Source organism: Paraburkholderia strydomiana, assembly GCF_046030495.1.
In the GTDB taxonomy this organism is placed as follows: domain Bacteria; phylum Pseudomonadota; class Gammaproteobacteria; order Burkholderiales; family Burkholderiaceae; genus Paraburkholderia; species Paraburkholderia strydomiana_A.
Genome location: NZ_JAQQCJ010000003.1, coordinates 157066 through 169660, shown reverse-complemented (window position 1 = coordinate 169660; position 12595 = coordinate 157066). Strand labels below are relative to the sequence as shown.

The window sequence follows — 12595 nt, the reverse complement described above, 5'->3', positions numbered from 1 at the left end:
TCGTCGCACCCGTCGAGGGTGCGCGCGATCGTCTGTTCAATGCATCAAGGAAACGTTCATGTTCAACTTCGCCCTGCGAAGCCTGTCCCTTTGCGTGCGCCGTGACGCACGCGGCATCCTACGAGTTGCCCCGTTTCGCCGGTTGCCGCACCCGCGCTGCGCGGCGGGTTTTCCCGCGTACTGGCCGGCGCTGATTCCGGCCTGCGTATCGGCGTTCGTGACGGCCCTCGTATCGTCGTCAGCCCACGCCGCCGACAGCACGAACACCGAGGCCACGCTGCCCGCGGTCAGCGTCAGCGCCAATGCAAATACGGCGACCGCGCCGCGCGCCGTCGACCCGAACCTGCCGGCCTCGGTCGAGACCGTCACGCGCGAGCAGTTTGCCAACTGGAACGTCGTCAACACCGAAGACGTGCTGAAGTACATGCCGAACCTCGCCGTGCGCAAGCGCTTCATCGGCGATCTGAATTCGCTCATCGCCGTGCGCGGCACGAGCAACGCGCAAAGCGCGCGCGGTCTCGTCTACGCGGACGGTCTGCTGCTCTCCAACCTGCTCGGCAACAGCTTCACGTTCGCGCCGCGCTGGTCGATGGTGTATCCCGACGAGATCCAGCAGGTCGACGTGATCTACGGTCCGTATTCGGCGCTATATCCGGGCAACTCGCTCGGTGCGACGGTGCTCATCAGCACGCGCATGCCGAAGCAATTCGAAGCCAACGCGGACGTCAAGGCATTCACCCAGCACTTCAGCCTGTACGGCGTGAACCGCAATTTCAACGGCAGCGAAATGAGCGCGTCGATCGGCGACCGGATCGGTAAGTTTTCCTATCTTCTCGGCGTGAATCACCTGGGGAACACCAGCCAGCCATTGCAGTTCGCGACGCTCGCGCAATCGGCCACACCCGCGAAAGCCGGCGACACGCCCGTGACCGGCGCGTACTTCTACAACAACCAGACCAACACGCCGACCACCGTCCTCGGCGTGAACGGCGAAGGCATCGAACACACGGTGCAGGACCAGTTCAAGCTGAAGATGCAGTACGACTTCACGCCGACGCTGCAAGCGGGCTTCACGCTCGGCTACTGGCACCAGACCTACGACAGCCAGACCTCGACCTTCCTGCGCGATGAAAACGGCAACCCCGTCTACAGCGGCACGGTGTCGATAGGCGGCTACCGCTACACGATTCCCGAAGCCGCATTCGCGCCGAGCCGCGGAAACAGCGAAAACTGGCTGTACGGACTCTCGCTGAAAACGCGCAACGCCACCGGCTGGAACGGCGAGGCGATTGCTTCGTACTACGACATCAGCAACAGCGTCGCGCGCACCGCGAATTCCGGCGCACCTGGCAATGGACCGGGCACGGTGATCTTCGGTGACGGCACCGGGTGGAAAACGCTCGATCTGCGCGGCACGTATACGCCGATGAACACTCAGGCCGGTCTTCTGAATCACGCACTGAGCTTCGGCTATCACTACGACAACTACTTCCTCGACAACCAGGGCTACAACACGCTGAACTGGCGCGAGGGCGACGCGACGTCGTTTGCGAACGCGTTCGTCGGCAAGACGCAGACCCAGGCGCTGTACGCCCAGGACGCCTGGCGTTTTCTGCCGCGCTGGAAGCTCGTCTACGGCGTGCGTTACGAAAACTGGCAAGCCTATGACGGCGCGCAGTCGCTGCCTGGCAAGACCGTTGCGTTTGGCGATGCGAGCCAGAGTCACTTTTCGCCGAAAGCGTCGTTGTCGTTCGACGTCAGCGACGATCTGACCTTGCGCGCATCGATTGGCCGCGCTTACCGCTTTCCGACCGTCGGCGAACTGTTCCAGGGGCAAATCAACGGCTCGTCGATCGTCAACAATAATCCGAACCTGAAACCCGAAGACGATCTGTCGAAAGAGCTGAGCGCCGAATGGGCGCACTGGAATGGCGTGTTCCGCTTCTCGCTGTTCCAGGACGACGTGAAGAACACGATCTTCAGCCAGACCGACACGACCGTGATTCCCAACGTGACGAACTTCCAGAACATCGGCAAGGTTCGCTCACGCGGCGTCGAGACGAGCTACTCGGGACAGGACGTGCTGGTCCACGGTCTGGACCTGCTGGCGAGCGTCGCTTATACGCAATCGAAGATCATTGCCAACGCGCAGAACCCGGCCACGGTCGGCAAGTACTTCTACCGGATTCCGCTGTGGCGTGCGGATATCGCCGCGACCTATCACTTCGACGAACGCGCCGCGCTCACGCTCGCCGCGCGCTACTCGGGACGCCAGTACAACACGCTGACCAATACCGACACGAACCCGGACGTCTTCGGCGGCACGAGTTCGTACACGGTGGCGGACGCGAAATTCACCTTCAGGCCGACGAAGCTGAGCGAGATCGGCATCGGCGTCGACAACCTGTTCGACGCGCGCTACTTCGTTTATCACCCCTATCCCGGCCGCACGTTTTATGTGGAAGCGAAGTTGCGCATCTGAGCGCTTCAGCGCGCCTTAGGACGCTCGATATGAGTGCCTCACGAGCGCAAGCCGACCGCCCCATTCATGCCTGACGAGGATTGCATGTCCACCACTACCGCCGCTCAACGTATCAACCCCGCCACCGGTGCCCCGAACCCCGGCTACCGGACGCTCTGGCGCTGGCACTTCTACGCCGGTCTCTTCGTGATGCCGTTTCTGGTCGTGCTCGCGATCACCGGCACGCTGTATTGCTTCCAGCCGCAAATCGAGCCGCTGCTGTATCGCCATCGGCTGATCGTCGAATCACAGGCGACGCCCAGGCTGCCCGACAACGCCCTGCTCGCGAAAGCCCGCGCAGCCATGCCGCCTGGCTCGACCGCGGTGACCGCCGTCATCGCGAGCGATCCACGCCGCAGCGCCGAGTACGTCTTCCGTCTCGCCGACGGCGATAAAGAGAGCGCCTATCTGAATCCATACAACGGCGAATTGCTGGGGACCTTGAGCGTCGAGCGGCGCTTCATGCAGGTGGACCGGATGCTGCACCGCAAGCTGTTGCTCGGCAAACCCGGCGAACTGCTGATGGAGCTCGCCGCATGCTGGACGCTGGTGCTGATCGGCACCGGCGTCGCGCTCTGGTGGCCGCGCGAGAAAACCACCGCACGCGCGGCGCTGCTGCCGCGCTTCACGCTCAAAGGGCGCGCACTGTGGAAAAACCTGCATGCCGTGATGGGCATCTGGCTCGCGCTCGGCGCGCTCGCATTCGTGTTGACGGGCCTGCCCTGGTCGGGTTCGTGGGGTCAGCAGTTCAAGGCCCTCGCGACAGCCGCGAATCTCGGCGCGCCGCCCGGTTCGTGGGGCGGCTTGCCGTTGCGCTCGGTGTTGCCGGGCGCGCGTCGCGAGCGAGACTCGTCGATGAATATGCCTGTGCGGGACGAGGCCAACTCTGCACGACACGCACACGACGAACACCACGGCCACGCGTCCGACGCGGACTCGATGCCCGGCATGGTGATGGACGACCTGCCTCTGCCGCTCACCCCTTGGGCGGTCGGCAACACGCGCGTGCCTTCCTCCGCCGTCACCCACGACGACGCGGACGCCGACGCGCCCCAGGCGCTACCTCTCGGCCGCATCGTCGAAATCGCCGCGTCGCTTGGCGTGAAGGACGGCTACAGCATCGTGCTGCCGACCTCCGCGACCGGTGTCTACACCGTCTCGTACTTTCCCGACGATCCGAAGAAGGAGCGCACGCTGTATATCGACCAATACAGCGGCGCGGTGCTGAAAGACATCCGTTACAGCGACTACGGCGCAGTGTCGAAGGCCGTGTCGTACGGGACATCGCTGCATATGGGCCGCTACTTCGGGCTCGCCAATCAGATTCTCTGCGCCGCGATTTCGGTCGGTCTCGCGGCGATGGCCGTGACGGGCTGCGTGATGTGGTGGAAGCGGCGGCCGCAGCGCACGCTCGGCGCACCCTCGCGCGAACGCGGCGCGCCGCCGATGCGCGGCTGGAAAACCGGCCTCGTCCTGCTCGGCATCGTTTTTCCGTTGATGGGCGCGACGCTTGTCGCGGTGTGGGTGCTCGACTGGATGTTTTTTGGGCGGACTTCGCGGCGTCTGACCAGCGGCTAGCCGAAGCGCGCGGCTAGACGAACTAGCCGCCTTACCCGCCGCATACTTCAATCTGCTCAGGCCGCGGCGGCGTCCACGGTCTCGCCGTGCCGAGCGCCGCACGCCTGCTCGCAGCCACTTTCGCGTGGCTCCGCTTCTCCTGACTCGCCAGCCTTTTCAAAAGCGCGCATTGCCTCAATTGCACGTTTACGATACATTTTGCTCGTTTATGATCGATTTAATCTCAACGGCAAGGTGTCCATATGCAGCGAACACGTGAAGAAGCCCTCAACGGACTGCTGCCCGAGCAGCGCGAGCAGGTGATTCTGGAGCGGCTGCGCACGCACGGTCGCGTGCTGGCGGCCGCGCTCGCCGCCGAACTCCAGACCTCCGAACACACGGTGCGGCGTCATCTGCGTGATCTGGCCGAACAGGGACATTGCAAGCGCGTCTACGGCGGCGCTTTGCTGATCTCGCCCGCCGACAAGCCCGCCGCGGTCCGCATGAGTGAAGCCGTGGACCGCAAGGCCTGTCTCGCGAGCGCGGCCGCGTCGATCGTGCGCCCGAAGCAGATCATTCTGCTCGACGCCGGCTCGACCAATGTCGCGATCGCCGCGGCGCTGCCCGACAACGCGGACCTGACCGTGGTGACGAATTCGCCCGAGGCGTGCAGCCGTCTGCTGAACCGCCCGGGCTTCGACGTGATTCTGGTCGGCGGGCGCATCGCACGCGGTGCGGCGGGCGCACTCGGCGCAACCGCGCTGCTGCAGATCCAGCAAGTCCGCGCAGACCTGTGCTTTCTCGGCGCCTGTGCGCTCGATCCCGACGAAGGCGTCGCCGCGTTCGATGCCGAAGATGCCGAACTTAAACGGGCGATGGTGAAAGCGAGCGGCCAGATCGCCATCGCGCTGACCTCGGAAAAGCTGATGACCGCCGCGCCCTTTTCGGTGGCGCCGGCCGCGGCCATCGACTATCTGTTCGTCGAAGCCGACGTGCCGGCCGCTCGGCTCGCGAGTCTCGAAGCGGTCTGCGACAACGTGATGGTGGCGCGCTCATGAACGCACTCGCCAATGCTCATGTGGACCACGTCAAGCCGCTCAAGGAGCGCATTGCGACCGTCGGCGTGTTTCTCGCCAACGGCTTCGGCATCGGCGCATGGGCCGTCGAAGTGCCGCGCATCAAGGAAAGTCTCGCGCTCAGCGACACGTCGCTCGGTATCGCGCTGTTCGCGTTTGCGCTGGGCGCCATCGTCGCCATGCCGTTGGCGGGGCAACTCGCGCCGCGCTTCGGCAGCGGCCGCGCCACCGCGCTGCTCGGCGCGGCGTTCGTCATCGCGTTGCCGCTGCCCGCGTTCGCGCCCAGCCTGGCCGTGCTGTGCCTCGTTCTGTTCGCGCTCGGCGCGGCGAACGGCGCGCTCGACGTGTCGATGAACGGCCACGCCAGCACCATCGAAACGCAGTGGCGCGCGCCGATCATGTCGTCGTTTCACGCAGCCTGGAGTGCGGGCGGCCTGCTCGGCGCGGCAACGGGTGCAATGTTGCAGAAAGGCGGCGTCGGCGTGATCGGCGGACTGCTCGCGCCGGACGCGTTCATTGCCGTGCTGATCGTCAGCGCGGCGACGCTGGCGTTGCGCGACCTCGGTCCGCGCGCGGCCGCGGCATCGAGTGGATTCGCGTGGCCCAGCGGCGGCGTGATGAAACTGGCGATGCTCGCGTTTCTCTGCATGCTGGTGGAAGGCGCAGTCGCCGACTGGAGCGCAGTGTACTTGCGCTCGACCCTGAATCAGGAGGCGAGCGTCGCCGCCATCGGCTACTCCGCGTTTGCGTTCTCGATGGCGGCCTGCCGCATCGTCGGCGATGTGTCCGTGCGCCGCTTCGGTTCGAGCCGGGTCGTCGCGCTCGGCGGGCTGGTTGCGGTGGCGGGTCTCGCGCTGGTGCTCAGTCTGCCGACCGTGCTGACCGCTTGCGTGGGCTTTGCGATGGTCGGCGTCGGCCTCGCGAATATCGTTCCGGTGATTTTCAGCGCGGCGGGCCGCTCGACCGTGACGCCGGCAACGGGCGTGTCGATGGCCGCTACCGCCGGCTATGCCGGCTTCCTGGTCGGACCGCCGTTGATCGGCCTCGGCGCTGGCGTGCTCGGCTTACGCGTGGCACTGTGCGTGCTCCTGATGGCGACATTGATCGTTTGCCTGCTCGGCGGCAAGGCGGTGCGCAGCGCGCGGCTCGCCTGACTCAGCGGCCCGGTCTGCGCCCGCTCGGCAAGGTCACTTCGTTTCCTTGTCCAGCAGCGCGATCGGCTCGCGGCCGAGCGCAACGGCGCGCCCGACCTGCACGCCCAGCGGCCAGCTGATCGCGCCGAGCAGCGAGTGCGGCTGCGTGCCGTCGTCGAGACCAGTGGCGGGCCACTCGTGTTTCGCCGGCACCCACAGCGTGCCGAACAGGTGGTCCCAGAGCGGCAGCAGTTGCGTGAAGTTGTGATCGAAATGCTCGGCGCGGGTCGAGTGATGCAAGCGGTGATATTGCGGATTGTTGATCCACGTGACGTATCGGCCAAGGTCCACGCGCAGATTCAGATGCGCAAAATAATTGCCGGACATGAACACGACGGAAGTCGCCCCGACGATCCACGGCTCGACCCTGAACAGCACGCCGACCAGCGGATACAGCAGACACCCCTTGATCAGCGCGTCGGACCAGTGATGGCGCAGGGTCACCGTGACGTTGAAATCGACGGCGCTATGGTGCAGCGAATGCAGCTTCCACAGCATGGGCCACGTGTGCTGCAGGCGATGGAACGCGTATTCGAGCAGGTCGATGGTCAGCAGCACGATCACGAACGACGCCAGCGCACCCCACCCCCGCGACACCAGCACGACCATGCCGCCGCCGAGCGCGTTCACGATTGCGACGCTCGCCGCCGCGGTCAACGGCTTCACCGCCTCCACGAGCGCCAGATACAAACCCGCATAGGCCATGTTCAAACGCTGCCCCGAGCGCGATTGCAGCAGCGTGGCGGGCCAGCGACGCTCCAGCAACGCACCCACGCCCATCATGGCCAGCACGAGCGCGTACGCCTGCAGCCAGAGGCTCGCGTGGTGCAACAGGCCGGAAAACGGGCTTGACGCAAACATGGGATTCCCCGGTGACCAGGGTCTATCAAAGGCACCTTGCCGGGCAGCTGGTCGGCGTGGCGCGGGTCAACGCAAAGCCAGAGATGACAGGCGCTTTCTGCGATCTTCGCAGTCTGCCGGGTGGTACGCAAGCGTTCGGTTCGCGTGAGCTTTGGTGATATGAATGTGAAGCGTCATGTCGACGTCTGGGCTGGATGGGTATCGAACGGCATCGTAGTTTCAGCAATCTTCTGCCTGACTCACGCTCGAATGAATGACGCCTCGCACGAACTGGACAGAAAAAAAGTGGCGAGGCCCCCGCGTCACACGTCGTCACGATCACGGGTGGTCGATATATTTCGTATCGGTCACCCGTGTCGTTGTTTTATCGACATCCGTATTTTTGTTGGCCCCGCCGCACCCCGTGAGATGCGTCGATCTCCCCGAACGCGATCCACGAAGACATTTGCTGCTGCCGGAATTTGTTCACTGCGTGGTACCTGCTTTGTATCTCCGGCTGCAGCGTGTTTTGCTTTGTGATTCGCTTATTGCAACAGCTATGCCATGAGACCTCAAAGCCTTGCTGGACAACATCGTGTGCGCAGTTTTCAATTCGGCTTCTGCTTTAACACGTGCTTCACGGCACGTAATGACTCGGAATTGAGACGCGACCCGTTAGCGTGGCAGCGCTTCCGTGCGAAGCGGGCCGCGCGCTTTACCGGCCGATGGAAAACCCGTAGCCGTACCGGCTGACAATGCTTTGCCGAACGCTTCGGTCAGATATACCGTTGTTTGTGTGAACAAAATAGCGTTTCCCAGAGCGGACCGAGATGTCGCAAAGCTGAGACGCAGGCACCGTCCGCTCGAAGGATTTTCGCGCTCACCATGACGCGACGGGCCGCGCACGCGTTGCGTCATCGCGGCCCGCATCGGCTCACAGGAGTGCCGTCAATTCCGCGACGCGTGCCTTGAACTGCGGCATCTCGTCGGCGTGAAGCGGCGTCTTCTGCGGCAACTCGACGGTCAGCGGATCGTGCGGCACGTTGTCCACGTGGACTTCATAGTGCAGATGCGGACCGGTCGCCCAGCCCGTTTCGCCGACATAGCCGATCACCTGATCGCGACTGACCCGGCTGCCGCGACGCAAGCCCTTCGCAAAGCGCGACAGATGGGCAAACGTCGTCGAGTATGGCGGCGGATTCTGAATGACGACCACCTTCCCGTAACCGGTCTGCCGGCCGATGAAGCGGACCACACCACGCGCCGTTGCATGAACGGGCGTGCCGGCGGGTGCGGCGAGATCGACACCGTCATGACTTTGCCAGCGATGCAGCACCGGATCGAGTCGATGCAACGAAAAGCCCGACGACACCCGCGTGAATTCCAGCGGATAGCGCTCGAACGAAGGCCTGGTGCTCGCGCCGTCTTTCGAATAATAGAAAGGCTTGCCCTGAAGATCCTTGTGCAGGAACAGGTCGTGCGTCGTCCCGCCACGAACGACTCTAACCGCGAGCGGCTCACTCTCCGCAGCGCTGTCGCCGCTGTCGTCGAACACTGCGCTCACGCTGTCGCCGGATCGCAGATCGCGCGAAAAATTGAGTTCACCGCGGAATGCGCGCGCCAGAATCGCCGTGGTGGCTGCGTCGACACCCATGGCTTTCGCGGCGGCAGCGAAGCTGTGTTCGATCGATGCGTGCTTGACGGTGAAAACGGGAGGCTTCGTCTCGGGGATGCTGGTTGAGTCCGGCGCGGCAGGTGAAGTGGCGGCGGGTTTCGCCGAGTCTTTGCTCACCAGAGACACGTCGGGGTCCTCGGTGCGAGTCGCGCGATCATGGCTCACCAGGTAGGCCGCGCACACGGAGCTGATCGCACAGACAACGATGATTTTGCCGGCCCGTCCGGGCAGGACACGAGCTACAGATAGGGGCATTGACTGAAAGCGGTCGACCGGCGGTGCGCCGACGACACGCACATGCTGGTGGGTTTATTGATCAGCGCCGCTGGTCACTGCATGAGGCGCTGCATAAGGTTGGTGGCAAGCCTAGGGACGCTTTCTTAAGCGAGGCTTAAGCTGCCCCCAATAAACGGGGCCTGGCAGCTTGCGACTGCGCGCTTTCGGTAAGCACTGCCGCATGTCAGCGGAGATAGCGCGAATGGCGGAGGGAGCCCGTTTTATCGGCTTTTTTGGGGGGCAAATCGGAACACGGGGGGACGAGCGGCTGTCTGGCTGCGGCTCGATGCTTCCAATGAATGCGTGAGTCGAATTGCCCGGCTTGATCCGGCGACGCACCGCATTGAGAATTCCGTCCCGCCCTCTTCGCTCAAGACAACGAAGCCAGCATGTTCGACAACCGTCTGAGATGGGCCTTGAATGCGTCGCTCGCTTCTCGATCGGTGGTCGGATTCAGATGCGACGTTTCCGCGAGTTGAACCTGTTCGTGGAAATCATTGGCGATCTTGCGTTTGATGTCCGCCGGCAACGACCGCACGACCGAAACCAGCAAAGCCTCTTCGGCGTGCATCATGCCCAGAATCGAATGCGTGTCCATGCGAAAACCTCCGCTGAAGGTACCGTCAGTGCAATCCAGCATGGGCGCTGGCGCACTTCATGTTACCTCGCCTGCTTGCGCCGCGGCGGCAGCATGGGCCGCCGTTACTCCGCGATCGAATAGCGCGACGCACGCAATGGCGGCGTTTTCGCCGGACGCTCGACGCGCGCGCTGGCGCCACGGATAAAAAGGATCGCGCAGAAAGCGACCGTGGCCCAGATGCAAAGAAGTACCGTTAAAGCGCTCATTTCAGTTTTCAGAAGATCGAGACTGGGATTGATATCGTCGCGGGTGCCGGCCGCTCAGTGCGTCGTAGGCTGATCGTCGCTACCGCCGAACAGAAGTTCGTCGATCATGCGCGTGGTCAGTGTGAGTTGCCGTTCCAGCGACGTGCGCGCGATGTCCGCGCCCGCCACGTCGCTACGGGCGACAGCGGTGTGAGTCTGCGTGGCAAGGCGCAACACGGTTTCCGAAGCGCGTTGCAACTCGTGCATTGCAGCGTCCCGACCCAGCGGCGCGGTGTTCGGTTCGGGCATGGCCTGTTCCGGCAAACCGGCTTCGAACGGGTGATCTTTGTCGTGGCGGGAAGACATCGCAGGCTCCTAGCGCGAATGGCACGACGCTAGTTTGTGCCGGACCCGCAGTTTTCAATCTGTCGAATAGAAGCCGTTTGTGAAGCCAATCCGAGGCCTTCGAAAAACGCGGTATTCCGCTGAAGAATAGGTGCGGGCCGCCAGTTGACGGCCCGCTTTCGCTTGCAACGCCCCAAGCTTCTCACGCAGGGAAATCCGTCGAGGCCGACAGCGCTCTCCAGGTCTGCGTTTCCTGCTCCACGTAGGCGTTTTTCCTGGCGATGGCGGCCAGCGTGTCGGTTCCGAGCGGCAGACGCAGCGGCGGATTCGGCGCGTCGGCCAGCACGACGAGCGCGTGCGCCAGTTTCTTCGGGTCGCCGGGCTGATTGTGATTCATCTGCCTCGCTTTGCGGCGAACCTCGCCCGACGAAGCGTCGTAGTCGGCGATCACATCCGGCGCGACCATCAGCGACGACGCGTCCAGGAAGTCCGTGCGGAAATAGCCCGGCTCGACGACCGTCGCGTGAATGCCGAGCTGCTTCAACTCGTCATGCAGCGCCTCGGTGATGCCCTCGACGGCGAATTTCGTCGACGAATACACGCCGAACCCCGCCGCGCCGCGATAGCCGCCGATCGACGAAATGTTGATCACATGGCCCGAGCGGTTCGGGCGCATCACCGGCAACACCGTACGCGTGACGTTCAGCAGGCCGAACACGTTGGTGTCGTACATGCGGCGCACGTCGCGGTCGGCGGACTCTTCCACCGCACCCAGCAGGCCGAAGCCCGCGTTGTTGACGAGCACGTCGATGCGGCCGAATTTCTCCACGGCGGCGCTCACTGCGGCCTTCGCCTGCTCCTCGTCGGTCACGTCCAGCGCAACCGGCAGCAAAGCGGCGGAGTCTCCCAGCCGCTCGACGATGGCCGCCACATTGCGCCCCGCCGCCACGACCGCGTTGCCGTCTGCGAGCGCGGCTTCGGCGATCAGCGCGCCGATGCCACGCGATGCGCCAGTGATGAACCAGACGCGCTTGAAACCGCTTTGATGAAGGTCAGCCATGATGTTTCTCCTACGAGTGGTGTAAAAGTGATGCTCATGGTAGGAGCGCCGACTGACACAAACTAGCCACTCATTGCTAGACTGATAATCAACTTTTATTTGCTAATCCGAGGCGCGGCCGATGAACGAAATTCGTGCGATCACCACGTTCGTGCGCGCCGCGACGCTGGGAAGCCTGCGGCGCGCGGCAGTCGATCAGGGCATCTCGCCCCAGGCGGCGAGCCATGCGGTCATGCAACTCGAGAAGGAACTGGGCGTGCGGCTCTTTCACCGGACCACGCGCAAGCTCAGCCTGACCGAAGAAGGCCAGCGGCTGTTCGACAGCGTGAAGCCGGCGCTTGCCATTTTTTCGTCCGCGCTGAACGAGGCCCGGCGCTCGAAGGAAGAGGTGGGCGGTCTGCTGCGCGTGAGCGCGCCGCGAGCACTCGGGCTGCCGGTTCTGTGGCCGTACTTCGAGCAGTTCCAGCGGCTATATCCGAACGTACAGCTCGACGTGCAACTGGACGATCACTTCACCGACCTCGTGACCGAGCGTGCCGATGTGGGATTTCGCGGCGGGCCGCCGCCGTCGGGCGGCTCGATTGCTCGCGCGCTTGTGCCGATTCAGCTGATCGTCTGCGCATCGCCGGAATACATCGAGCGCCATGGTGCGCCGCAAACTATCGACGAACTCAACCAGCACCGTTGCACCGGCTATCGGCGCGCCAACACGGGCAAGCTCGCATCGTGGCAGTTCCACATTAACGGCGAGATCGTCAATCGCGACGTGCCGCCTGCCATTTGCGCGAACGACACGGAAATGGAAACGCAGGCGGTGCTATCGGGTCTGGGCATCGGCCAGCTGGGCAGCTTCAACGCGGTCCCGCATATCAGAACCGGCCGGCTCGTTGCATTGTTGACGCCGCACATCACCGAGTACGGCGCCGTTTATATCTACTACGGGCATAGAACCGAACAGCCGTTGCGCGTGAAGACTTTTATCGACTTCATGGTCGAACGGATGGCGGATAACAAAAACTTCTTTCTCGATTCGGCCGAGCTTCGCGCCGCTCGTGCGGCGCAGCGAGGCAAGACAGCGGGCAAACGTAGCTAGGTGCCGCACACTGTGTGTCTCTCGCGCGCTATTTTCGTTTGTTGGCGAAAAGCTCGCGCGATGGTCGAGGCTTGAGGACCACGCCAACGTCAAACGGCGTACATCGCGCTGCGCGCCGGCAGTGGCGCCTAGGG

10 protein-coding genes are annotated in these 12595 nt (G+C 63.7%); 5 read left to right on the top strand and 5 right to left on the bottom strand.

What is annotated here, in order from left to right:
* The first annotated feature begins 58 nt into the window (after positions 1–58).
* The 4 genes from PQQ53_RS06005 to PQQ53_RS05990 all read left to right on the top strand — a co-directional run bounded on the left by PQQ53_RS06005 (position 59) and on the right by PQQ53_RS05990 (position 6308).
* Complete coding sequence (locus PQQ53_RS06005; protein WP_408323438.1) at positions 59–2482, top strand: TonB-dependent receptor; 2424 nt, start codon at positions 59–61, stop codon at positions 2480–2482.
* A gap of 84 nt (positions 2483–2566) precedes the next feature.
* Positions 2567–4099, top strand: coding sequence for a PepSY-associated TM helix domain-containing protein (locus PQQ53_RS06000; protein ID WP_408323437.1), 1533 nt, complete (start codon positions 2567–2569; stop codon positions 4097–4099).
* 242 nt (positions 4100–4341) lie between these two features.
* Positions 4342–5136 (top strand): DeoR/GlpR family DNA-binding transcription regulator, encoded by a 795-nt coding sequence (locus PQQ53_RS05995; protein ID WP_408138862.1) that lies wholly within the window; start codon positions 4342–4344, stop codon positions 5134–5136.
* Positions 5133–6308 (top strand): MFS transporter, encoded by a 1176-nt coding sequence (locus PQQ53_RS05990; RefSeq protein ID WP_408138864.1) that lies wholly within the window; start codon positions 5133–5135, stop codon positions 6306–6308. The genes PQQ53_RS05995 and PQQ53_RS05990 overlap by 4 nt, the downstream gene beginning before the upstream one ends.
* Before the next feature lie 33 nt (positions 6309–6341).
* On the opposite strand, the gene PQQ53_RS05985 is transcribed toward PQQ53_RS05990, so the two are convergent.
* The 5 genes from PQQ53_RS05985 to PQQ53_RS05965 all read right to left on the bottom strand — a co-directional run bounded on the left by PQQ53_RS05985 (position 6342) and on the right by PQQ53_RS05965 (position 11368).
* Positions 6342–7208, bottom strand: a complete 867-nt coding sequence (locus PQQ53_RS05985) for a sterol desaturase family protein (RefSeq protein ID WP_408152050.1) — start codon at positions 7206–7208, stop codon at positions 6342–6344.
* A 913-nt stretch (positions 7209–8121) separates the two neighbouring features.
* Positions 8122–8988 carry a M23 family metallopeptidase gene (locus tag PQQ53_RS05980; RefSeq protein ID WP_408323436.1) on the bottom strand — a complete coding sequence of 289 codons (867 nt, stop codon included), beginning with the start codon at positions 8986–8988 and terminating at the stop codon, positions 8122–8124.
* 520 nt (positions 8989–9508) lie between these two features.
* Positions 9509–9736 (bottom strand): hypothetical protein, encoded by a 228-nt coding sequence (locus tag PQQ53_RS05975; protein WP_121323227.1) that lies wholly within the window; start codon positions 9734–9736, stop codon positions 9509–9511.
* Between the two features lie 302 nt (positions 9737–10038).
* On the bottom strand, positions 10039–10329 hold the full coding sequence (locus PQQ53_RS05970) for a hypothetical protein (RefSeq protein WP_408138870.1): 291 nt from the start codon (positions 10327–10329) through the stop codon (positions 10039–10041).
* Positions 10330–10510: 181 nt separating this feature from the next.
* A complete protein-coding gene (locus tag PQQ53_RS05965) occupies positions 10511–11368 on the bottom strand; it encodes an oxidoreductase (protein ID WP_408323435.1) in 858 nt (285 codons plus the stop codon).
* A gap of 121 nt (positions 11369–11489) precedes the next feature.
* Between PQQ53_RS05965 and PQQ53_RS05960 the strand changes: the two genes are divergently transcribed.
* Entirely contained in the window at positions 11490–12461 is a 972-nt protein-coding gene (locus tag PQQ53_RS05960; RefSeq protein ID WP_408138874.1) for a LysR family transcriptional regulator, read from the top strand.
* Positions 12462–12595: the final 134 nt, after the last annotated feature.

Coding starts and splice junctions, on each gene's coding strand:
- PQQ53_RS06005 (WP_408323438.1), top strand. CDS start 59: ATGTTCAACTTCGCCCTGCGAAGCCTGTCCCTTTGCGTGCGCCGTGAC.
- PQQ53_RS06000 (WP_408323437.1), top strand. CDS start 2,567: ATGTCCACCACTACCGCCGCTCAACGTATCAACCCCGCCACCGGTGCC.
- PQQ53_RS05995 (WP_408138862.1), top strand. CDS start 4,342: ATGCAGCGAACACGTGAAGAAGCCCTCAACGGACTGCTGCCCGAGCAG.
- PQQ53_RS05990 (WP_408138864.1), top strand. CDS start 5,133: ATGAACGCACTCGCCAATGCTCATGTGGACCACGTCAAGCCGCTCAAG.
- PQQ53_RS05985 (WP_408152050.1), bottom strand. CDS start 7,208: ATGTTTGCGTCAAGCCCGTTTTCCGGCCTGTTGCACCACGCGAGCCTC.
- PQQ53_RS05975 (WP_121323227.1), bottom strand. CDS start 9,736: ATGGACACGCATTCGATTCTGGGCATGATGCACGCCGAAGAGGCTTTG.
- PQQ53_RS05970 (WP_408138870.1), bottom strand. CDS start 10,329: ATGTCTTCCCGCCACGACAAAGATCACCCGTTCGAAGCCGGTTTGCCG.
- PQQ53_RS05965 (WP_408323435.1), bottom strand. CDS start 11,368: ATGGCTGACCTTCATCAAAGCGGTTTCAAGCGCGTCTGGTTCATCACT.
- PQQ53_RS05960 (WP_408138874.1), top strand. CDS start 11,490: ATGAACGAAATTCGTGCGATCACCACGTTCGTGCGCGCCGCGACGCTG.